This is a genomic window from Plantactinospora mayteni, assembly GCF_016862935.1.
Classification (GTDB): domain Bacteria; phylum Actinomycetota; class Actinomycetes; order Mycobacteriales; family Micromonosporaceae; genus Plantactinospora; species Plantactinospora mayteni.
Map to the genome: position 1 here is coordinate 1 of NZ_BONX01000052.1, position 22994 is coordinate 22994.

At 69.9% G+C, this 22994-nt stretch carries 16 protein-coding genes and 1 pseudogene; 10 read left to right on the plus strand and 7 right to left on the minus strand.

The features are described 5' to 3' along the window. Positions 1–242 precede the first annotated feature (242 nt). Together Pma05_RS33730 and Pma05_RS33735 are read left to right on the plus strand one after the other, a co-directional pair. On the plus strand, positions 243–1334 hold the full coding sequence (locus tag Pma05_RS33730) for a serine hydrolase domain-containing protein (protein ID WP_203861572.1): 1092 nt from the start codon (positions 243–245) through the stop codon (positions 1332–1334). 153 nt (positions 1335–1487) lie between these two features. Beyond that, positions 1488–1922, plus strand: coding sequence for a pyridoxamine 5'-phosphate oxidase family protein (locus Pma05_RS33735; protein ID WP_203861573.1), 435 nt, complete (start codon positions 1488–1490; stop codon positions 1920–1922). Positions 1923–2025: 103 nt separating this feature from the next. Here the strand turns inward: Pma05_RS33735 and Pma05_RS33740 are convergent, their stop codons facing one another. Both Pma05_RS33740 and Pma05_RS33745 read right to left on the minus strand, forming a co-directional pair. Beyond that, complete coding sequence (locus Pma05_RS33740; protein WP_372441607.1) at positions 2026–2271, minus strand: hypothetical protein; 246 nt, start codon at positions 2269–2271, stop codon at positions 2026–2028. Between the two features lie 661 nt (positions 2272–2932). Then, positions 2933–3661, minus strand: a complete 729-nt coding sequence (locus tag Pma05_RS33745; RefSeq protein WP_203861574.1) for a hypothetical protein — start codon at positions 3659–3661, stop codon at positions 2933–2935. A gap of 227 nt (positions 3662–3888) precedes the next feature. Between Pma05_RS33745 and Pma05_RS33750 the strand changes: the two genes are divergently transcribed. From Pma05_RS33750 to Pma05_RS33760, 3 genes are all read left to right on the plus strand, one after another. Beyond that, the gene (locus Pma05_RS33750) at positions 3889–4539 is read left to right on the plus strand and encodes a TetR/AcrR family transcriptional regulator (protein ID WP_203861575.1); all 651 of its coding nucleotides are present in this window, start codon (positions 3889–3891) and stop codon (positions 4537–4539) included. A gap of 387 nt (positions 4540–4926) precedes the next feature. Then, the gene (locus tag Pma05_RS33755; protein ID WP_203861576.1) at positions 4927–6978 is read left to right on the plus strand and encodes an alpha-L-arabinofuranosidase family protein; all 2052 of its coding nucleotides are present in this window, start codon (positions 4927–4929) and stop codon (positions 6976–6978) included. Between the two features lie 114 nt (positions 6979–7092). After that, positions 7093–7311 (plus strand): hypothetical protein, encoded by a 219-nt coding sequence (locus Pma05_RS33760; RefSeq protein WP_239313663.1) that lies wholly within the window; start codon positions 7093–7095, stop codon positions 7309–7311. 506 nt (positions 7312–7817) lie between these two features. On the opposite strand, the gene Pma05_RS33765 is transcribed toward Pma05_RS33760, so the two are convergent. Beyond that, positions 7818–10004: an MMPL family transporter gene (locus tag Pma05_RS33765; RefSeq protein WP_203861578.1), complete on the minus strand. Its 2187-nt coding sequence runs from the start codon at positions 10002–10004 to the stop codon at positions 7818–7820. Between the two features lie 372 nt (positions 10005–10376). Between Pma05_RS33765 and Pma05_RS33770 the strand changes: the two genes are divergently transcribed. From Pma05_RS33770 to Pma05_RS43845, 4 genes and pseudogenes are all read left to right on the plus strand, one after another. Further along, a complete protein-coding gene (locus Pma05_RS33770) occupies positions 10377–11576 on the plus strand; it encodes a sensor histidine kinase (protein ID WP_203861579.1) in 1200 nt (399 codons plus the stop codon). After that, positions 11573–12241, plus strand: a complete 669-nt coding sequence (locus tag Pma05_RS33775) for a response regulator transcription factor (RefSeq protein WP_203861580.1) — start codon at positions 11573–11575, stop codon at positions 12239–12241. Before Pma05_RS33770 ends, Pma05_RS33775 begins: the two co-directional genes overlap by 4 nt. An 84-nt stretch (positions 12242–12325) precedes the next feature. Then, positions 12326–12511: pseudogene (locus Pma05_RS43840) on the plus strand (HAD family hydrolase); the annotation flags it as partial. Positions 12512–12570: 59 nt separating this feature from the next. Continuing rightward, a complete protein-coding gene (locus tag Pma05_RS43845) occupies positions 12571–12933 on the plus strand; it encodes a hypothetical protein (RefSeq protein WP_307836981.1) in 363 nt (120 codons plus the stop codon). A gap of 50 nt (positions 12934–12983) precedes the next feature. Here the strand turns inward: Pma05_RS43845 and Pma05_RS33785 are convergent, their stop codons facing one another. From Pma05_RS33785 to Pma05_RS33795, 3 genes are all read right to left on the minus strand, one after another. Further along, on the minus strand, positions 12984–15272 hold the full coding sequence (locus Pma05_RS33785) for an ATP-binding protein (protein WP_239313665.1): 2289 nt from the start codon (positions 15270–15272) through the stop codon (positions 12984–12986). Between the two features lie 84 nt (positions 15273–15356). Beyond that, entirely contained in the window at positions 15357–16175 is an 819-nt protein-coding gene (locus Pma05_RS33790) for an alpha/beta fold hydrolase (RefSeq protein WP_239313669.1), read from the minus strand. Positions 16176–16249: 74 nt separating this feature from the next. After that, positions 16250–18517, minus strand: coding sequence for an ATP-binding protein (locus Pma05_RS33795; RefSeq protein WP_203861582.1), 2268 nt, complete (start codon positions 18515–18517; stop codon positions 16250–16252). Positions 18518–18957: 440 nt separating this feature from the next. On the opposite strand from Pma05_RS33795, the gene Pma05_RS33800 reads away from it, so the two are divergent. Then, a complete protein-coding gene (locus Pma05_RS33800) occupies positions 18958–20340 on the plus strand; it encodes an MFS transporter (protein WP_275414794.1) in 1383 nt (460 codons plus the stop codon). Here the strand turns inward: Pma05_RS33800 and Pma05_RS33805 are convergent. Beyond that, complete coding sequence (locus tag Pma05_RS33805; protein ID WP_203861584.1) at positions 20306–22903, minus strand: family 78 glycoside hydrolase catalytic domain; 2598 nt, start codon at positions 22901–22903, stop codon at positions 20306–20308. The genes Pma05_RS33800 and Pma05_RS33805 overlap by 35 nt on opposite strands. Positions 22904–22994: the final 91 nt, after the last annotated feature.

Here is a 22994-nt window from a genome sequence, read left to right on the forward strand (position 1 = left end):
GGGCGTCCTCGCCAGTCAGCAGACCCGCAGCGGTGAGCGTCCCGGCTAGTGATTGCGATCTACCACCACGCCGCCTAGCATCGACACTGATTGCAAACCACAATCACTAGGCGAGGCCATACCGGAGACACCACGGCGGCCGACGTGGCTTGCTGGGCGGGAGGACACGGGCGGGCGGCGCGCCACGCTCCGGGGAGGTGCGAATCCTCCGTCGCGGTCGGGGGAGAGTGACGAGGATGGAGATGGGCGAGATACAGGAACAGATTCAGCGTCATATCGGTACGCTGGTCGGTACCGGCGCGGAGACCGGTGTGCAGGTCGCTGTCTATCGGGATGGCGCGCTGATCGTCGACGCGGTGGCCGGCACGGCCGACCCCGCCACCTGCCGACCAGTCACCTCCGACACACCGATCTTCAGTTTCTCTACTGGCAAGAACGTGGCGGCCACGCTCGCGCATCTACTCGTGGCGCGGGGTTTCCTCGACTACGACAGCCCGGTCACGGACCTGTGGCCCGAGTTCGGTGTGCACGGCAAGGCCACGGCGACACTGCGGCACGTGCTGACCCACACGGTCGGTCTTCCGGCCATGCCGCGCGAGATCACCCCGCGCGAGCTTCCCGACTGGCCCAGGGTATGTGGGTCGCTGGCCGCCGCCGAACCGCGCTGGCGGCCGGGCACCGCCATGGGCTATCACTCCTATACCTTCGGCTATCTCGTCGGCGAGCTGGCCCGCCGCGCGACCGGGCAGCCCATGTGCGAGTTGCTGCGTGAGTGGATCACTGCGCCGCTCGGTATCGAGGGGCAGCTCTACTTCGCCGCTCCGAAGGATTCCCTGCCCGGGTTGGCGCGCCTGGAGCAGCAGACGCGGCAATGGCCTGCCGGCCCTGACGACCGTGACGCGATCCTCGCGCCGTGGGAAAACCAGCCGAGTGCCGACTTCGGCAACAACGGCGAGATCCTGCGCGCCGACATACCGTCGGTGGGCATCGCCACTGCGCACGGCCTTGCCGCGATGTACAACGCCGTGTTGCAGGGCAAGCTCGTGGACTCTGCGCGCCTGGCGGAACTGTCCGCGCTCGCCTTCGAGGGCGTGGACCAGACTTTCGGCACTCCGGCGCGGATGGCGTTGGGCTTCCCGATCGGCAGGATCGGTGCCCCCGCCGAGGAGAACTCCGTGGCGTTCGGGTGGCCGGGCGGGGGCGGAAGCTACGCCTACGCGGACCCCGTGCGGGGAGTCGCCTTCGCGCTGACGAAAACCCGGCTCGCTCCGAACTTCGACACCGCGCTGTCGGTCACCACGATCCTGGCTGACCATCTTGCCGGGACCCGCTGAACCTTCCCCGCGGCTGCGCCGGGGCGGAATTCGCCGACGATCACAAGGAGAAACCATGTCCACTCATACGGCCGACAACTCGACCGCGCCGCAGACCAGCCTCGGTCCGTTCTCCTCGCCAGGCGCCAACCCGACGCCGTGGGAGGCGACGGAGTGGGCACTGCGCCGGATCCAGAATTCCAGCTGTGCACGGTGCGCCGGGACGGCCGCCCGCACGTGACACCGTTGCTGGCGATCTGGTCGCACGGCGCGATGTGGTTCACCACCGGCGACAACGAGCAGAAAGCCAAGAATCTCAGCGCCAACCCGCGCTGCGCGCTAACCGCCGGAACCGGCGCCCTGACCGGCATGGACTACATCATCGAAGGCAGTGCGAGCCTGGTCACCGACCAGGCCACCAGGGAAGCGGTGGCGACCGCGTTCGAGCAGGCCTATGGCTGGCAGCTCACCCGCGAGGACGGAACCTGGTACCAACTGGGCGAAGCCGTTCGGACCGGCAATGTTCAGCTCTACCGGGTCCAGCCAGACAAGGGGTTCGCCTTCGCCACGGGTAGCGAGTCGTCCCAGACTCGCTACCGCTGGAGCTGAGGGCACATCGCCTGGCTGCTCACGCCGCCGTCGGCAGCTCGGCCTCCGCGATCGACGACCGAGCAACGGCCTTCCCAGCACCGTGAGCACGAAGCCGGGCGCATCAGCGACCCGTAGCAGGGTACGGCGGCGTCTTGTGGGTGCCGTAGTTGTCGCAGATCAGATGGATGTCGAGGTAGGCGGGCACGGTCTTGTCGATCGTGGCCAGGAACGTGCGGAACTCGGTGGCACGGTGCTGGCGGTGCGACTCACCGATCACCGTGCCGTCGGCGATGTTGAACGCGGCGAACAAGCTGGTGACCCCGTGCCGGTGGTAGTCGTGCGTACGCCGCTCCGGCATGCCCGGCATCATCGGCAGTATCGGCTGGGACCGGTCCAACGCTTGGATGTGGGACTTCTCGTAGCCCCACGGATGAGAGAGTGCGGCGATCACGGCGCGTCGTGGCGGGCCGGATTCCAGCGAAGAGGGCCCCGCAGGGAGTGCCAAGTAGCTCCGCTGAAGAGGGTTTGGCCGGGATCGACCGGCCTGCGCCTGCCTCGGGTGTGCACCACGCTCTTCGATCGGCCGCCAGGATCTTTGCCCACCGGGCAGCGGCATGTGGCGTTGCGATCCGCTGGCACCGTCCGCACCGCGCCGAGCAGGGAGCAGTTCCATCCCGGCGCCCGAGGCAATCCAGGCCGGGGAAGCCGGTCACATCGCGTGGGTGGTGGGGGAAGTCGGCCGGTACCGCGTCCCATGGCGGCCGGTGCGGTCGAGGACGCCGGGAGCGCCGAGCCGCTGCTCGTACCCGTCTGAGGACCCAATCGAGGAAGCCTCCCTGATCGCGCCGCCCCTGCCGCAATGATCTGATCCAATGGGCCATTGCGGCGTGGTGGTTGGGTAGCCGTTCGTAATCCCAGACGGTACGTCGGCACCGGTTGATCCAGGAGAACGTGCGTTCCACACACACCAACGACGCGCAGCACGACGAACGTGGTCTGCCCGACGAGTTCGGCGACGATCCGGACGGTCAGTGCGAGGCGGGTGGCGGCCCAGTCGACGAGCCGGCCGGTATAGCCGGGGTCGGCCCACACCAGCCGGACCCAGTGCCTGGATCGTGCGACCGACCCCGCAGCCAGATCATGACCAGGACAGCCGCGATGGCCGGACCCAGTCCCCAGGCCAGTGGGGCGATCGCGCCCATGATCGCCGTGGAGTTGACCAGGAGTCCCAGTGCGCCACCCAGGCTGAGCACGCCCGTGACCGCGAGGGTTACGGCGATGCCGCGCTCGAGTCCATGTCCACGGAACGCCGGGGTCAGAAACAGGCAGGCGAGCGAGAAGAACACACCCCAGCCGAGAATCTCGAAGGCGAACATGAGTGACGGCCAGCCGTACGGCTGGAACCACTCCAGCCCCGCTGTCTGTCCCAGGCCGGGGCTCTGCCGGACCAACGTCAGCGCCACGAACCGGTTGGCGCAGACCACCACAGCGAGCATGACGATGAACGTCAGCGAGATGAACGTGAACACCTGCCGGTCCGCCGGCGCCGCGAGGTGGATGGCGCACCACAGCGGCACCATCACCAGGACCACGACCATCATGATCACATGAAAGGTGGTCAAAAACGGTTCCTGGGGCGGAAACGGCAATCCCCTCACCATCATCACCGTGAGGGCCGCCAGGTAAGCCAGAACTAGGGCAGCGAAGCCGCCACCTGCCCACATACCCACCGGCGCGACCGATGTTCTCGTCTTCATGACCCTCTCCCCTTAGTGGCGTACCGTATTCACGGTAGTGGCGAGGCTACTACGCCACTATAGGCTTGCCAACGCACGCACCACAGCAGGGGGACGGCACCATGGGCGAACAGCACCGAGCACGGACACCGACGGGTGTCGAACTGGCCTGGCGCGGCTTCAACGACGGGCCCCGGGCGGGCGAGTCGAGCAACGAGCGCAAGCCTGGCCCGCGACCGGGTCTCACCTTGGCACGGATCGTCACAGCCGCCATCGACATCGCCGACGGCGAAGGGCTCGCCGCCGTATCGCTGGCTCGCGTCGCCGCCGCCCTCGGCACCGTGACGACTTCGTTGTACCGGCACGTCCGCTCCAAAGACGACCTCGTCGTGGTGATGCGCGACGCCGCCGCTGCACCACCACCCGATCTGCCGCCACCCGACCCTCGACGGTGGCGCGAGTCGCTGGCTGCCATCGCCTGGCAGATCTACGACCTCTACCGACGGCATCCGTGGGTCCTGGAGGTGCCCACATCCGGCCCGCCAAGCACGCCGAACGAACTCATGTGGGGCGAGCACATGCTCAGAGCCTTATCCCAAACGACCCTGGGTGCTCATGACCAACTCCGCGCCGTCACCCTGATCTCCGGCTACGTCCGGGAGCAGGCCCGCCTCACCCTCGACCCGATCATCGCGGACGGCAGCGACACCGCGACGGGCGACTACTTCGGATTTCTCGGCAGGGTCTTGACACCGAACCGGTATCCCATGTTCTGCCGCCTCTTCGCCGACCAGGCAAACACCGGGACCATCGGCTACACCGACGAGGATTTCCAGTTCGGCTTGGACCGCATCCTGACCGGACTTGCCGAACTCGATCGGGACGGCCACGCCCAGTAGGTTGGGTCCACGCGGAGCGCCGTGACCGCTGGGTCAGGCCCGTACCGAGACAATCAGCCGGCTGCACACCCTGCGGCTGGAACTCGTCCCGCAGGGCGACGACGTATCTGTCCGCCCAGCGGGCCGGTGCCTTGCACAATACGGGCCGTCTGCTGTCGGCGTACTCCTTGCGGTCGGTCAGCCCAGCATCGTCACCGGGCCGCGTGTGGCGCAGAAACAGCCGCTCGTGGGCAGACTCGCCCGCCGCGCAGCCGCCGACGGCCACAACATCACCGCGACGAACAATCTCTGCACGCCGTTTCGACGCGATCGTCGGGCAAGCCGGTTCCGGCAATCGTCCGCGCGGATGTGCCCACGACGCGGCGGCACGATGTCATGATGTGCGGCGTGAATCGTCTCCGACGTCATGCCGCCGTTGGCCTGGTCGTGCTGGTGACGCTGTCCGGGTTCGGTGTGGTCGGCTCGCACCCCGCGGCCGCGGACACCGCCACAATCACCCTCTACGCCGGAGGCGGCGGCGACGACCAGGGCGATGTCTTCACGGCAATACTCGGCGCCAACCATCGATACACATTCGATGGTTACGGCACCTGGGAGCCGGCGGCCGGTCGGGCCGTTCCCGACGTGGCGGCCAAAGCTCAACGGATGGGCATGAAGCTGCTGCGCTGGCCGGGTGGCACCGTAGGAAACACCGTCTGGTGGAAAGGCACCATCGGAAGTAACCGGATGTGCCAGCGGGACGGCCGGATCGGTCCATTTGGTGGCCTTGGCAACGCCGCCAATCCCGCCGACGACGTGTTGCTGGCACGGTACCCGGCCTACGGTCTCGACGAGCACATGACATTCACCCGAGCGATCGGTGCGGAAGCACAGATCATGGTTCCCATGACGATCGGCAACCCTATCGACGCGGCCGACCTCGTGGAGTACACGAATACACCGGCCGGCGACGGCGTCAACCCGAACGGCGGCACAGACTGGGCCGAGGTGCGCGCGGCCAACGGCCATCCGGAGCCCTATGGCGTCACCCGCTGGGAGCTGGGAAACGAGCACTACCACGCAGACCAGCGGTACTGGATGTCGCAGGACGATCCAAGCTCACCAACGCCCCGCCGGGCCGCGATCGAGCAATACATCAAGGGCGGCGACCGGCGCATCACCGGCGAAGGGCTCGGCAAGCTGGCGCAGCGCGACGACTCCGGCAACCCGTGCGCGGGTTCGACCGGGACGAAAGCGAGCGACGGCACCGCCGGTCAGGTATTCAACATCAACTATCCCTCAGCGGTGGTCGACACGTTCACGCTTCGGGTCAACGGCGTCACCTGGCGGCGGGTGGCCAGCCTGGAGACCGCCGGGCCGCACGACCGAGTCTACGTTCTGCGCCCGCACGTCGGCGAGGTGGCCTTCGGCGACGGCGTGCACGGCGCGATACCGCCGGCCGGGACCACCGTGGTCGCCGACTACACGTCCACGCACCTGGGCTTCGTCGATTTCTACGCGCGAATGAAGGCGGTCGACCCCGACATCGACGTCTGCGCGTCGTGGGGGGCGGTCAACTTCCCGAGCTGGTTCAAGCAGCTCGCACCGGCGGGTAGCCGATACGACTGCCTCACCGCGCACCCGTACACCCACTTCGAGGGGCAGCAGCGGAACGACTGGGACAGCGCCGTGGAGGCCCACGACTGGCACATGCTCAGCTCCTGGGATCAGCGGCAGTTCGTCGTCGACCTGCGGGAAGCGGTCAACGCCAACACTTCGGCGCCACACCCGTTCATCGCGATCTCCGAGTACGGCGCTCTGTGGGGACCGAACCAGCCGTTCAGGAACTACGCGTCCTCGATGACGCACGCGCTCTACATGGCCGACCAGTGGATCAACTGGCTGGAGCTGGGCGTCCCGTGGGCGGAGGGCAACGACTTCTCCTCCGACGGGTGGTACACGCTGTTGGGCCCCGCCGGGAAGGGGTTCGTGTTCTCCGCAGAGGCCGCCACCCGGGAAGCGGTAAAGCCAATGTTCGAGGCCCGGGGCAAGCGGATCCGTCACACTGTGTCGGGCACCCCACTTCGCGACCCACCCGACGCGGAGATGTGTGACCACCCCACGCCGCCGCTGGCCCGATGCGATGACAGCTATGAGAAGCTCAATGTCACAGCCACGCGCGGCTCAGCGGGCGCAGTGTACGTCATGGTGGTCAACCGCTCCCCCGTGGCGGGCGACACGATCACCGCTCAGCTGGTCGTCAACGGGTTCGTCGGCAACGGCGCCGGCGAGGTGCGCCAAGTCGCGCCGTCGTCGTTTACGGCGTACAACGACGACGTTGCGCCGACCACGGTATCGATGGCGGCATCCACCCGCTCCGTGGACCCCAACGGCTTCACCGCCACCTTCCCGCCGCACTCGGTCACCCTGTTCCGGCTGTCGCCAGGTAGCGACCTCTAGCGGGGCGCGGCGTCACAGGCTTGCGGTGGTCGAGCCGCGCATCGTGGCCGCCGGCTTCTTCGCCGGGAGTTTCGTGCCTCGTACCACGGAGGGAAGCACCAGCACATGCCCCTGATGCGTATACAGCTCGACAGCGACCGGACCATCGCCCGCCGAGTCCTGGAACTGCATCGGGCCGGCAAGATCCACCACGAGTCCCGCGACGCCGCCCGCGAGCAGGTCTGGCGCCACGGTCGCACCCCGGCCGGCGAACCCGTCTTCATCGGTGTCACGAACGGTGAACCCATCCGGCTGCTCTACGACGTCGAGGTCTACACGGACACGGTTCCCTAGATCGCGTCGCCAGTCCGGAGAACGTGGCGGATGCGTCGATACCGCCGGGCCGCCCACGAACTGCACGACGCGGCACCGACCCCTTCCGTCACTGAGATGGGCACGCCGCGATCGGTGCTGGTGGCCGCCGCGCCGTGGACCCCCGCCCGGCGCCAGGCGGTCGCCGTGCGAGCGGGGTGCGATCACGATCAACATCCTGCCCGAGGTCACGAGGTGGTCCTGCCCCGCCAAGGTCCGCCGGTCTTGCACGAGACCTGGCTCGATCCAGAGGTGTGCAGGCGTGTACTCAGCGAGCCGGACCACCCCACGAACGGCTCGCCGAGCCCACGCTGCCGATCTTGTTGGAGACCTCGAGGGCCAGGTAACGGGCAGGCATCCCTGCGGACCTCGGCGGGCCGTTCGGGATTCGTTAGGTAACGGGTTGGTGAGACAGACGCGCCGTCGAATTCAGTGCGGCGACCTGGTCGGCCCATGACCAGCCGAACGGGACGGTGAGGTCCTCCGGGTCAGGCCGGTACGTGTTCCGGGGTTCTCTCGACCGGCCTGTCGTCGAGTTGGTGGCGCAGTTTCTCCCCTTCCACGTCGATGTTGGGCAGGATGTTGTCGAGCCAGCGTGGTAGCCACCAGGCGGCCTTGCCGAGCAGGGTCATCACGGCGGGCACGATGGTCATCCGGACGATGATGGCGTCGAAGAGGATGGCGGCTGCGAGGGCGAAGCCGATGGACTTGATGATGGCGTCCGGGGCGAGGATGAACCCGGAGAAGACGCTGATCATGATGATCGCGGCGGCGGTGACGACGCGGGCGCCGTGGCTGAAGCCTGTGATCACGGCTTCCCGGGGCGGGGTGCCGTGGACGTATTCCTCGCGCATCCGGGTGACCAGAAAGACCTGGTAGTCCATGGCGAGGCCGAAGACGATGCCGATGAGGACGATTGGCAGGAAGCTGATGATGGGTCCGACCTGTTCGACGCCGAGTACGTCGGTGAGCCATCCCCACTGGAAGACCGCGACGACGGTGCCGAAGGTAGCGGCAACGCTGAGCAGGAACCCGAGGGTTGCCTTGATCGGCACGAGCAGTGACCGGAACACCAGCAGGAGCAGGATGAAGGCGAGGCCGACCACGACCGTGAGGTAGGGCGGTAGGGCGGCGCCCAGCTTCGCGGAGATGTCGATGTTGATGGCGGTCAGTCCGGTGACGGCGATGGTCGCGCCGGGGATGCTGCCGTCGCGGGTGCGGATGGCTCGTACCAGGCTCTCGGTCGCGGGGTCACTGGGACCGCTGGCGGGGATGACGGTCAGGATGGCGGTGTCGGCTGCCGGGTTCAGCGTGGGTTCGGTGACGGTGGCGACGTCGTCGAGCCCGCGGATCTGCTGGGCGACCTGGTCGGCGGCTGCCTGGGCGGTACCCGCGGTCGCGTCGACGACGACGATGAGCGGCCCGTTGAACCCGGGTCCGAAGCCGGCTGAGAGGGTGTCGTAGGCCTTGCGCTGGGTGGTCTCCGGAGCAGCGGTGCTGTCGTCGGGCATTCCGAGGCGCAGATCGAGTGCTGGCAGCGCGACTACCCCGAGCGCGATGACCGCGGTGAGTAGCACCGCCACCGGCCGTCGGGCGATCGTCCGGGCCCACCGGGTGCCGAGGGTGGCCCGGGCCCGCACGTCGTCGGGGCGCGGTTGCCGGATGCGGCCGGCGGTGAGGCGGCGACCGGTGAAGCCGAGCAGGGCCGGTAGCAGCGTCAATGCAATGACCACGGCGACCGCGACGGTGAACGCGGCGGCCAGACCCATCTGGGCCAGGAACGGGATCCCGACGACGGTCAGCGCCGCCAAGGCGATGATCACGGTGAGGCCGGCGAAGACGACGGCCGAGCCGGCGGTGCCGACGGCGCGGCCGGCGGCCTCATGGTGGTCGTGGCCGGCGGCGAGTTCGTCGCGGTATCGGGAGACGATGAACAGGGCGTAGTCGATGGCCACCGCGAGGCCGAGCATCAGGGCGAGGATGGGGGTGTTGGAGGAGAGGTCGACGAAGCCGGAGACCGTGACGATGGCCCCGATGCCGATTCCGATGCCGAGGAGCGCGGTCAGCAGCGGCAGGCCGGCCGCGATCAGGGACCCGAACGTGATGATCAGTACGACCGCGGCTACGACCACGCCGATGATCTCGCCGACGCCGAAGTTGGGTGAGCTGTCGAGCGCATTGCCGCCGATCTCGACGCTGAGCCCGCTTGCCCGGGCGCGGGCGGCAACCGCCGTGAGCGTGTCGCGGGCGGCATCGGTGAGATCGTCGGCGTTGGCCGTGTAGGTCGCTTGGGTGAAGCCGATCGTGCCGGCCTGGTTGATCGTGCCGGAGGTGAACGGATCGTTGACCGAGGCGACCTGCGGTGCCTGTTTCAGCTCAGCGACCGCGGTACCGATCGCCCGCTGGTATGCCGGGTCGCTCAGTTTCTCTCCGCCGGGTGCGGCGAACACCACGCGGGCGGTGACGCCATCGGCCGAGGCCTGCGGGAACCGTCCGGCGAGCAGGTCGACCGCCTTCTGGGCCGGGGTTCCCGGGATGCTGAACGTCTCCTGCGTGGGCCCAGACAGGGTGAGCGCGCCTACCAGGGCGGCCATCAGGACGGCCAGCCATGCGGCGGTGACCAGCCATCGGCGGTGGAACGAGAACCGGCCGAGCCGGTACAGCAACGAGGCCATGCTGAGGTCTCCTGTCCAAGGCTTACGAAATCGCCGCCGCGTCGTCGGTGGACGGCGGCGTCAAGGTGTGGCTGTGGCCGGTGCGCGACCCGCCAGACCTGGGTGAAACGCGACGCTTACATCGTTCGTCATGCGGACCCTGCCGGTCTTCGGCCTGGCGTCGTGACTCGATCCGCTCCGATCGCGGTATGCCGGGCACGGCAGCTACTGCGATCGCAGGCGCCCACGGGGCCAGGCACGGGGTTGCCTACTGCGCTCGGTGCGATTTCTTTGCCGCTGCGGCGACGGGTTGCCTACTGTCGGCGTGTGGGAGCTGAGGAGCCGGCCAGTGGCCTTCGTCGCAGGGCCGGCGGCCGGAATGTGGCCGCGTCCGTGCAACGGGTGGGTCACCGGTGGCACCGGTACGCCGTCGCGCATCCCACGGCCACCCACGCGGCCGGTGCCGGCGTCCTGTTCCTGATCACCATGGCCATTGCGGCGGTCCAGGTCCAGCCCGCGCTCACGGTGCCGGTGTTCGGTAGCGCCCTGGTGGTCTGCGCGAGCTTCGTCGTCGTCCCGGCCCTACACTGGCCGACCTGGCTCATCCTGGCGGCGGCGACCGCCGGTGTGATCGCGATGTTGCCCGCCGGCGCACCGGAGCCGCCCGCCCGGCCTGCCCTGGCAGCGGCGATGCTGCTGTTCTCCCTGCGCGCCGAAAAGACCGCGGTGATCGCCGGCAGCACGGCCGTGAGCGTCGCCGTGGTCCTGGCCGGCGGCGTGGTATCCGCGTTGCAGGACAGGATCGCGCTGGCCAGTCTCGCCACGCTGCCGTGGCTTCTCGCGGCGGCCGCCCTCGGCCAAGCCGTTCGCGCCAACCGCGCACGACGCGCAATGCTCGAAGAACGGGCCCGCCGAGCGGAACAGAGCCGCGATGACGAGGCACGCCGCAGTGTGCAGGCCGAGAGACTACGGATCGCGCGGGAACTGCACGACGCCGTGGGCCACCAGGTAGCGCTCATCAACGTGCAGGCGGGCGCGATGACCTACCTACTGGGCAAAGACCTCAGCAAGGCCCGGGAGTCCCTCGCCCACATCCAGAACGCCAGCGAGGCGGCACTGGAGGAACTACGGCTCACGGTCGGCCTGCTGCGCCAGCCCGGCGAGACCGAACCCGTCGAACCGGCCGGACGGCTCGACCGGCTCGACGACCTGATCGCGTCCTTCGCCGCCACCGGCCTGCACGTGACCTACGAGATCAGTGGCCCACCCCGCCCGCTTCCCGAGGCCGTCGACCTCACCGTCTACCGGCTGATCCAGGAGTCCCTGACGAACACCGCCAAACACGCGGCCGGAGCGGCCGCGACCATCCGGCTCACCTTCACCCCCGCAACGCTGGCACTGACCGTGGACGACGACGGGCGACCACCACACAGCTCCACGCCCGAACGGGCACCCAGCCGGACCGGACACGGCATCATCGGAATGCGGGAGCGAGCCACCACACTCGGCGGCCGGCTCTCCGCCGGCCATCGTCCCGAGGGCGGCTTCCGGGTCACCGCCGAACTGCCGGCCGCAGCCGGTGTCACGCGATGACGGCCGTACGCGTCCTGCTCGCCGACGATCAGGACATCGTCCGCGCCGGACTGCGCCTGATGGTCGACAGCGCCGCTGACCTGACCGTCGTCGGTGAAGCCGCCACCGGTAGCGAGGCCGTCCGACTGGTCCGGCAGACCCGGGCCGACGTCGTGCTCATGGACATCCGGATGCCCGTACTCGACGGTCTGGCCGCAACCCGCCAGATCACCGCCGACGAAAGCCTGGCCGGCGTGAAGGTGCTGATCCTGACCACCTTCGAGGTCGACCAGTACGTCTTCGACGCGCTCCGCGCCGGCGCCAGCGGCTTCCTCGGCAAGAGCGCACGCCCGGAGGCGCTGATCGACGCGATCCGTACCGTAGCCCGTGGCGACGCTCTGCTATCCCCCGCCGCCACCCGAGGGCTGATCGCCCGGTATCTGGCCCTGAGCGACCAAGGTACCGTCACGGTCTCCGGACTTCTCGACGGGCTGACCGACCGGGAACGCGAGATCGTCGGCCTCGTGGCCACCGGCATGTCGAACACCGAGATCGCCGAGCAACTCACACTGAGCCCGTTCACCGTCAAGACCCACGTCAACCACGCCATGACCAAGCTCGACGCGCGTGATCGCGCCCAACTGGTCGTACTCGCCTATCAAGCCGGCCTCCGCCCTTCCACCTGACGCTCCGGCGCTCCCCCGGACTGCCGGGTCTGTGGATCACGCGCCGCCGTTGACGAACTGGAGCGGACTGGCCGTACCGCGATCGTGGTCCGGGTCGATAGTGAACCCGCCGGCGTGCTCGGCCTGTCCGACCAGGTCCGCCCCGGCGCCGCCGACACCGTGACCCGGCTCACCTCGTTGACCAGCGCGGCACCGCAGCTCCTGACCGGCGACAACCCACGCGCCGCCGCCCGGCTCGCGGCGCAGGTCGGCATCACCGACGTCCGCGCGGGCCTGCTGCCGCAAGACAAGGTCACGACAGTACGGGAACTACAGGCTCGGGGAGAGCGGTGGCCGTGGTCGGCGACGGCGTCAACGACGCCCCCGCCCTCGCCACCGCCCACGTCGGCATCGCCGTGGGCCGCTCCGGATCCGACCTCGCCCTCGACACCGCCGACGCGGTCATCACCCGCGACGAACTCGCCGCCCTACCCACCGTCATCGCCCTCGCCCGCCGCGCCCGCCGACTCGTCATCGCGAACCTCGCCATCGCCGGCGCCTTCATCGCCATCCTGGTCACCTGGGACCTCGCCGGCACCCTGCCCCTGCCACTCGGCGTCGCCGGACACGAAGGATCCACCATCCTCGTCGGACTCAACGGCCTACGCCTCCTGCGCAACGCCGCGTGGCGTCGCGCCGCCAACCAGCGCTAGTGCACTTGGATCCCGAGGCCCGCGGTCGTCGGGGTTGGTGCTGCGGCGAATCAGCAGCCACTGGTGGTATCCGTCGGTGTCGGCGTCAGGGAGGGTGGCCGCGGCCCAGGCGTAGCGGCGTGAACCTTTGGCGCCGTCACCGCACCTGCGCCGTTCCCACGCCTCGACGGGGGCGGCGGTGGCCAACGGGTCGGGGCGCCGGTGGCCGGCTGTGGTGGGGATGCGTTGGTTGCGGGATACGGCGCGGACGTAGCTGATCCGCTGGTGCCGTAGCCGGCGCGGTCTCCTCCGTCCACGCGGCACTGGCCGGCGACGGAGCCCGGCCCGGCCATCAGCCGCCGGGCGGCGTCCCGCCTGCCTGCGTGTACCAGCGCACCGACGGTTCGGGGCAGGTCGGCGAGCGGGCCGGCCGCCCACAGGTGGTGGGCGAGACGCCCGGCGTCGCTGCGATCGAGCGCGTCGGCGATGCGCAGGTGCAGGTCGGCGACCCGCCGTTGTGGTGTGGCCGCAGCGACGGACTCGCGGACCAGGTCGTGCGGGAAGTGGACCGTGTACGGGTCACGGGGTTCGAGCAGGCCGAGTGCCTCCAGCGGCTCGATGCGGTCGAGGCAGGTCTGGCCGTCGATGCCGGCGGCGCGGGCAAGCAGCGCGAGGTCGACGTCGGCTCCGATGAGCGCGGCGATCCGCAGGAGATCTCTGCTGTCGGGGTCGAGGCCGTCTGTCCGCGCGCGGACGACGTCTCGCACGGTGGACGGAACACCGCACCGCACAGCGCCGTCCGCCGCGGGTGGACCGCCATCAGTGAGGAACCGGGCCAGCTCCCGCACGAAGAACGGGTTGCCGCCAGTGCGGGCGTGGACGGCGCGGGCGACCGCCGGCTCAGGACGGTGGCCGGTCTCGAGGTGGACGAGTTCGGCCACGTCGGCCGGGCGCAGCGGGGCGAGCCGGATCCTGCGGTGATCGGGTAGGCGGCTCGCCGCAGCGAGCATCCGGGCCAGGTCCGGTCCGGGCACGGGCGCCCGGTCGCGGAGTGCGCCAACGACGACGGTGCCGGCTGACAGCCGGGCCGCCAGGTGACGGAACATCTCGAGCGAGGCGCCGTCGGCCCACTGAAGGTCGTCGAAGACGAGCACCACCGGCCGCGCTGCCGCGACCCGGCCGATGAGCGCGGCGAGCCGTTCGAACAGCCGGAACCGGGCGCCGCGGTCCGGAACCTCCGGCACGGCCGGTTCGCCGCCACGGGTATCCACGGGAACACCGAGCCTGTCAGCCTGCCACTCCGGCGGCATCTCGCCCAGGAGCGCTCGAGCCGCCTGCATCCACGGCCACATCGACGGCGTCGCGTCGTCTGGGAGGCAACGGCCCCACGCGATTAGCGCGCCGCGCCGTTCCGCCTCACCGACGAGTTCCTCTAGGACGCGGGTCTTGCCGATGCCGGGCTCACCCTCGACCAAGGCGAGCCCCGTCCCTCCGGTGAACGCCAACTCGACCGTCTGCCGCAGCACGGCAATCGTCCCGACCCGCCCCACCAGAGCGCCGAGCGGGGTCTCCGACACGGCGACGGGCTTCCTTCTGGCCGCGCCGACCGGCGTCGCCTGCTGGTTCAGCACGCTGCGGTGCGCGGTCTCCAACGCTGCGCCGGGGACGACACCGAGCTCCTCGGCGAGCCGGGCCCGAGTCGCTCGAAACACCGACAACGCCTCCGCCCGCTGACCGGTGGCACCCAGCACGGTGACCAGAGCCGCCTGCACCGTCTCGTGTAGCGGCGCCATCCACGCCGCCAGCCGCAAAGCCTGGAGTACGCGCTCGGGCCGGCCCAGCGAGACCGCCAGCGGCGCGGCCGACACGCACGCGTCGAAGAACTCGCCATCCAACGCGGTGAAGACCGGCATCGCCGCCAGCCCGTGGGCCAGTCCATCACCCGCGGATCCTCGCCACAGCCCCAGCGCCTGCGCGTAACAGTCGAGCGCCCGATCTCGCTGCCGATCCAGGAGGCATGTCCGGGCGGTCTCCACCAACGTCCGGAACGTGACGAGGTCCAGCATGCCGGGGTCGGCGGTGAGTAGGTAGCCATCGCCCCGGCGCGCGAGGTACGAGCCGGCGCTGCGGGTGGACAGCCCGGGTTCCAGCAACCGCCGCAGCGCTCCGACGTACTTCTGGAGGATGTTCACCGCTGACGCCGGTGCGTCGTCGGCCCAGACCAGATCGATCAACTCGCTCGTGCTGACCGGCCTGCCCGCGTGGGCCAGGAGCACGGCGAGCAGATACGCCTGTTGCCGGGGGCCCGGGTGCAGTTCAACACCATTACGCCACAGCCGTAGCGGACCCAGGATCTGCATGAGCGGGTGTCCGCGTGTGAACTCCGGTCTGTTCCCGCCGGCCCTGATCGAAGACGACCCGAGCATGCTTGACGTCCACCTCACTCAGTCGTTGAACTTCTTCAGGAAGGCCAGCAGGTCGAGGCTCAACCGGTGCTGGTGGGTGTGGGCGAGGCCGTGCGGCGCGCCCGGATAGACGACGAGTTCGGCGTGCGGCACCAACGTGGCGCAGGCCCTGCCGCCGACATCGATCGGCACGATCTGGTCGTCGTTGCCGTGGATGATCAAGGTTGGGACGTCGAACCGGCCGAGGTCGGCGCGGAGGTCGGTGGCTGGCAGCGCCGTGAGGCACTGGTAGGCGTTGCGGTGCCCGGACGTCATCGACTGCAGCCAGAACGCGTCCCGGATGCCTTGCGAGATGTCGGCTCCGGGACGGTTGTCGCCAAAGAACGGCCCGTCAGCGAGATCCCGGTACAGCTGTGACCGGTCGGCGAGGAAATCCGAGAGGATCCGGTCGATCATCTCGACCGGCATGTCGTCGGGAGAGGGCGGGACGGCGGAGACGAGGACGGCCTGGGCGACCCGGGCGGTACCGTGCCGGCCGATGTAGCGGGCCACCTCGCCAGCGCCGGTGGCGAACCCGATCAGTGTGATGTCCCGTAGGTCCAGGTGGTCGATCAGCGAGGCGAGGTCGTCGGCGTGGGTGTCCAGATCGTTGCCGTGCCAGGTCTGGGTGGACCGGCCGTGGCCGCGCCGGTCATGGGCGATCACCCGGTAACCGCACCCGGCGAGGAACAGTTGCTGCGCCTCCCAGCTGTCGCTGTTGAGAGGCCAGCCGTGCGACAGCACGACCGGCCGGCCGGCACCCCAGTCCTTGAAGAAGATCCGGGTACCGTCGTGGATGGTGACGTGACTGACAGACATGGGGACTCTCATCGGGTCGGGTGCCGCGGTGTCCCCATGTAATCAGCGTGGCCCGGGACGAACCACGCAGGAAATTACGCAGAATCGTCGGCGTCCAGTCCAGCCAGCGTCGCGCGCGCCGCCTCCTCGAGCTCCTTCAGCACGGCGCCTCCCCCGAGGTCGAGGCCACGGACTAGATGGGGGCGGGCCTCGGCGGTACGGCCGAGGGCCGCACATGCCTGCCCGATCGCGAGGTGCGCGCTGCCGAGCATGCGCGGCGCGCCGAGCTCGGTCGTCGGTGACAGGGCCAGCTCGGCCGTACGCAGCGCCTCCTCCCAACGCCCGGCCAAGCAACACGCATAAGCGGCGTAGACCAGCGCGTTCACCCGGGCGACGAGGGCGGGACGGGGCGACACCGGGCGGCGTTCCAGCTCGGCCAGGGCTCGCTGGTGCTCGTCGATGGCCTCGTCGTAACGACCCTGCCGGGCGAGTGTGAGGGCCACGCCTATGATGTGCTGCACGTACCCGTCGTGGTTTCCGACCTGGTCGGCCAGGTCGAGCGACTTCCGACCGGCCCACAGCGCGTCGTCGAGCCGGTTCAAGGACCGCCAGGCGGTCCCGGCGTACTGCAGCGCCCACGCCTGTTCCTGGAGGTTCTCGATCGCCTCGGCCAGCCGGAATGCCTCCATCGCGACCTCGGCCGATTCGTCGAACCGCTGCCCGCTCCACGCAGCCGCCCAGGCGTAGTAGTTGAGGTGCACGGCCTGCTGGCGCCGGTCGGGCAGCGCGGCGGCGGCCGTCCGGGACAATCCGTAGACCTCGTACCAGCCGGGCCAGCGGGACGACGCGTCGGAATACCAGTGCATCGCCTCGGCGAGGTCGACGACGAGCTGGTGGCGGCCGTCCGCGGCGGCGGTGCGCAGCGCGGGCAGCCAGTTACCGGCCTCCGCCCGCAGCCATGAGCCGGCCTCGTCGAGCGTGGCCAGCGGCACCAGGCCCGCCCAGCCGTCGGGCAGCGCCCCGTACCCGGGCTCGTGCCAGCGACCGGCGACGATGGCAGTCTCCAGCAGCCAGTCGGTCATCCGTCGGTGGGTGACGGCGCGGTTGGCGGGTGGTTCCTCGATCCGCAGCCGCTCGTCGGCGTAGAGGCGGATAAGGTCGTGGAACCGGTATCGGTCGGCATCCACCGGCTGCAGCAGCCCGAGTTCCACCAGCTCGTCGAGCAGGTCCTCCGCCTCGGGAGCCGCGGTTTCCGTCAGCACCGCCGCGAGCGGTGCCGCGAAATCGGCACCCGGGACGTGCGCGAGGCGGCGGAACACCGTGGCCGCCGCGACGGACAGCTGCGCGTGCGACAGCGCGAACGCTGCCGCCACCGCGGTGTCCCCCGCGGCCAGCGCGGCAAGCCTGCGGTCGGCGTCGGCGAGCCGGTCCACCAGATGCCCGACCGTCCATTGCGGTCGGCTGGCGAGCCGGGTGCCGGCGATCCGCAGGGCCAGCGGCAGGTGCCCGCACAGCCGTGCCACCGTCTCGACCTGCCCGGTCGCGGCGGAGTCGACCGCCTGGGCGGCGATCGCGCCCAGTAGGCGGGCGGACTCTCCCGGCGCGAGCGGCGTCAGCCCGATCCGCTGGACGCCCTCCAGGCCGCCGAGCGTCCGCCGGCTCGTCACCACGACCAGGCACCCACCCGCGGCGGGAAGCAGCGGCCGGACCTGGGCCTCCGATCCGGCGTTGTCGAGAATGAGCAGGCACCGCCGGTCGCGGAACATCCCGCGCAGTTGCGCGGACCGTTCGTCGTCGCTGCCGGCGATCTGACGGGAGCCGACATCGAGGGCGCGCAGCAAGCGAATCAGCGCCTCACCGACCGGAAGCGGAACCGGGTCGGTGCCCCGCAGGTCGAGATACAGGGCGCCATCGGGAAAGGCGTCACGCAGATCTTCGGCGACCCGCACCGCGAACGCGGTCTTGCCCAAACCCGGCTGCCCGTGAACCACCAGCACCGGCGGCGGCGCGCCGCCGCCGACCTGCCGCGCCGTTTCCCGGGCCACGACCAGGTCGCCGACCCGGCCCACAAAGTCGGTGACACCACGCGGCAGCTCACACAGCCGGGGCCGGCCGGCGGCGCTGGGCGACCGGGCCTGCCTCGCCGCCGCCTCCAGCCCGGCCCGCTCGTGGTCGGTCAGACGCAAGCCGTCGGCGAGCGCAGCGAGGGTGCGGACCTGCGGCGCACGGCTATGCCCACGCTCCATGTCCGAGATGGCCCGAGCGCTGACCCCGGACGCCTCGGCCAACTGCTCCATCGTCAACCCGGCCGCCCGGCGCAACCCCCGCAGGCGGTCACCGAACGGAGACGTCGGGTCCGTCATGCGAGCATGATAAGTGCGACCGGCGCCTCTCTCGGCATCGGCCACGGTCGGCCCGGGTGCGATGCGCGGGCCGATCCGGAGTCGGGTCTACACGCCGGCTGCGTCCTGGAAAGGTCGCTGAGCCGACCACATTTCCCCCGCAACGGGGACGGCCGGCGGTGTGCTCCGAAGAGATTCCCGCCGGCCGTCATCAGGGCTGCCCGTCCGTAGCCATGTCATCTCGGGCAGCCTGCTGACTCCACACCCTGGGATCACCAGTACGGCGTGAACTTCTTCATGGCCACCTCCTCCGGGTCGTCAGCGCTGAGTCAGAGCCAACCATCGGCGACTTGACAGCTACTGAACTCGGAGCCTTCCGGACAGGAAGTGGCTCTTCAGCGGGCGGTGGCAGGGTCTGGGCGACATCGTGTCGAGCCGGGACCGGGAAGGACGCCACACCGATGAAGCCGCTGCTGCGGAATCGAGAGTTCTGCGCCGTCGCCGTGACCGAGCTGCTGTCGGTGTTCGGCGATCAACTTGCCCGGGTGGCGCTGGCCCTGCTGGTCTTCGGACGTACCGGTTCCGCCGGGCTCAGCGGCCTGACCTATGCGCTGACGTACCTGCCCACCGTCGCGGGTGGCATCCTGCTCTCGTCGATGGCCGACCGTCGGCCTCGCCGTGAGGTTCTGGTGGTGATCGACGGGATCCGGGCAGCGGTCGTCCTTGCCATGGCGGTTCCCGGTGCCCCGCTGCCGTTGCTGTGCGGCCTGGTCGCGACGTCGGCGTTGCTGAGCGGCCCCTACCAGGCCGCTCGCCTCGCGCTGCTGCGCGACATCCTGCCGCAGCGGCAGTACGGCGCCGGGATGGCACTGCGGCAGTCGTTGAACCAGGGTGCGACGCTGGCCGGATTCTGCTCCGGCGGTTTCCTGGCCACCGCCGTTGCCCCCGCCACCTGTTTGATCATCGATGGCATCACCTTCGCCGTGTCGGCGCTCGTCGTCCTGCTGTTCGTCCGGCGCCGCCCGCCCGCCGCGCAGCCTGGCGAGTCGACGGCCGTCACGTCGACGTTTCGCCTCATCTGGCAGTCGTCGGCCCTGCGCGCCATCCTCCTGCTGACCTTCTCAGCCCTGTTCCTCATCGCCCCGGAGGCGCTCGCCGTGGCGCTCACCGCCGAGCTGGGCCTCAGCCCGCGCTGGGTCGGACTGTTCCTGGCCTCGGCCGGGCTGTTCGCCGTGGTGGTCCTGTGGCTCTTCGCCAAATACGTCGCCGCGGCCCACTACCCGAAGGCGTTCCCGGTGGCGTGCGTGACGCCCGGCCTGCCGCTGTTGGCGGTCGCCGCGCTGGAGAACCCGTACATGATCATGTTGGTCTTCGGTCTCAGCGGCGCGGCCTGGGCGGTGCTCATCGTCATCTCGGTGTCCACGTTCGCGGAGCTGCTTCCCGCCGACCAGCGGGCCCGGGGAATGGGCATCGCGGCGTCCACGAACCTCACCGCGCACGGACTCGGCGCCGCCCTCGCCGGGCTGGTCGCCGATGCGACCGGCGTCGCGGCGGCCATCAGCCTTCTCGGACTTGCGAGCATTCTCTTCGCTGTCCTGCCCGTTGTCCTTTGGGGCCGCGCGAGAAGTGACATCACTCCGCCGTCAGGCGGGCCGGCTCGACCCGAGAGCGCACGCCAGCTTCACGAGCGCGTGCCGCAGGTGCGAGCTGACGGCATGCGGCGCGCCTACTCGATCCGGCACAGCGCCCCCGAGCCTCTGTGGTCCGACAACGTGGACTGTGGTGGAGGACTTGCGGTCGCCAGGTCGGCTACCGCGAGGTCGCCGAGGGCGAGGCGACGGTGAACCGGTGGGTTCCGGGGCCGAGCCGCTGCGGTTCCTCGCCGGCCAGGTCGAGCGTGGCCCGGGCGCCGGTCGGCACCACGACCTCCACCCGGAGTGTGCGGTCGGCGAGTTCCCAGCTGATCGCCGCCCGGCCGTAAGGCGTCTCGTGCGCCGCCGCGGCGTGGGTGAGGTCACCGCCGGGCCGGGGCCGGAACAGGATCTCCCGGTACCCGGGTGCGGCCGGTGCGATGCCGGCGACGACCCGGTGCAGCCAGTCCGCGATCGCGCCGAACGCGTAGTGGTTGAACGAGGTCATCTGTCCGGGGTTCACCGTACCGTCAGGCAGCATGCTGTCCCAGCGCTCCCAGATCGTGGTCGCGCCCTGGCTGACCGGGTAGAGCCAGGATGGGCAGTCCCGCTCCAGCAACAGGTTGTACGCGGCCGTGAGCTGCCCGGTTTGGCTCAGCGCGTCGGTGACAACGGGGGTGCCGAGGAAACCGGTGCCGATACGGTTGCCGCCGGCCGCGACGAGTTCGGCCAGCCGCTGTCCGGCCAGCGTCGCTTGCCCCTCGGGGAGCAGGTCGAACACGATGGCGAGTGCGTACGCGGTCTGGGTGTCGCTTTTCAGCCGGCCGGACCCGGTCAGGTACCGCCCGGCGAACGCCGCGCGTACCTGGTCTGCGAGCCGGTGGTACTGCACGGCGTCGTCGGTTTCGCCGATGGTTTCGGCGATCCGGGCGAGGATCCGCGCGGACTGGGCGAAGTAGGCGGTGGCGACCAGGTACCTGTCGGTGGTGGCGGCGGCCGGGGCGTCCGGCGGCGCGCTCGGGTCGAGCCAGTCGCCCAGTTGGAACCCTTCGTCCCACAGGTGGTCGTCGCCGGCGAGCTTGTCCACGAGGTCGACCCAGGCTTTGGCGCTCGGGTACTGCCGGTTGAGGATCTGGATGTCCCCGAAACGCTGGTAGAGCGCCCAGGGGGTGAGTACGGCGGCGTCGCCCCAGCCCGCGCCGGGGCGGATCGGTGTCCACATGTGCCGGGCCGGGATGACCGGTACGTACCACGGAACGGTGCCGTCGGGGAGCTGCTCGATGGCGAGGTCGACCAGCCACGAGGCGAGCATTCCGGAGCAGTCGTAGAGGAAGGCGGCGGTGGGCGCGAACACCTGGATGTCGCCGGTCCAGCCGACCCGTTCGTCGCGCTGCGGGCAGTCGGTGGGTACGTCGAGGAAGTTGCCCCGCATGCTCCAGACCACATTCTCGTGCAGCCGGTTCAGCAGTGGCTCGGAGCACTCGAAGGAACCGGTGCGGATCATGTCGGTGTGGTAGACCCGGGCGACGATGTCGCCGCTCGCCACGGCCTGATCCAGGTTGCCCGCCCAGCCGTCCACCTGGAGGTACCGGAAGCCATGGAAGGTGAACCGGGGCTCCCACTCCTCGACCTCGCGGCCGGCGAGAATGTAGCTGTCGGTCGACTTCGCGTCGCGCAACGGGCGCCGGTAGATCTCCCCGTCCTGTAGCACCTCGGCGGTGCTCATGGTGACCCTGTCCCCGCGCGTTCCGCCGACCCGGATCCGGGGCCGGCCGACCAGGTTCTGCCCGAAGTCCAGCACTCGGGCGCCGGCAGGGGTACGCAGCACCGCCACCGGGCGAACCTCCTCGGTGCACCGGACCGGCGGGCCCATCGGTGCGACCAGGGTGGCCGGATCGCGGTACCGGATCGCGACAGGGCTCCACGAACGGTCGTCGAATCCCGGCTCCGACCAGCCGGTCAGCTCCTCGCGAGCGTCGTACGCCTCGCCGTCGTAGTTGCCGGAGTGCAGGATCGGGCTGGCCGCCGCCCGCCATGTTTCGTCCGTGGCGATCACCTGAGTGCTGCCGTCGGCATAGCGCACCTCAAGCTGTGCGATCAGGGACAGGTCGCCGCCGAACAGGTTCCGGAAGCCGCCGCGCCAGCCGAGCCGGCCACGGTACCAGCCGTCGCCCAGCCACGAACCGATGACGTTCTCACCCTGTCCTATGTGGTCGGTGACGTCGTAGGTGTAGTAGCGCAGGCGCCGCGGGTACACGGTCCAACCGGGCGACATGGCGTCGTCGCCGACACGGCGCCCGTTGATCTCGACCTCGTAGAGACCGTGCGCACTGCTGTAGAGCCGGGCCGCCACGACCTCGCCGTCGATTTGGAAGGACCGGCGGACCAGGCTCGGCCGGCGCTCGTCGGACTCCGCCTCCTCGGGCCACCCGGCGCCGACCGGGACCGCGGTCCAATCGTCCGGTTCGAGCAGCCCCGCCTCGACGGTGGTGGGCTCGCTCCAGGGCGACGTCACATCCCTGCCGTGGACGCGGACCCGGATGATCCCGGACTCCCGGGAGCGCAACGGTTCGTTCGGCCACGGCACGAGGATCTGGTCGGCCGAGTCGACGCGGACGACCGTGACCTGCCCGCCCCGGGCGATCTCCAGTTCGTAGGCTTCCTGCTGCCATCCGGACGGCGCCGTGGTCCGCCAGGACAGCCGAGGCCGCGCTTCACCGATGCCCAGCGGGACTCGATGCTGCTCCGCCGTCGGGGCGTTCGGGGTGACGCTCATCGAGTTCCCGGGTCCTTTCCGCCGGCGTCGGGCCATCGGCCGGGAAGGCTGTCCGGCAGGACCGACCACGTAATGACACGTTTCAAGTAGA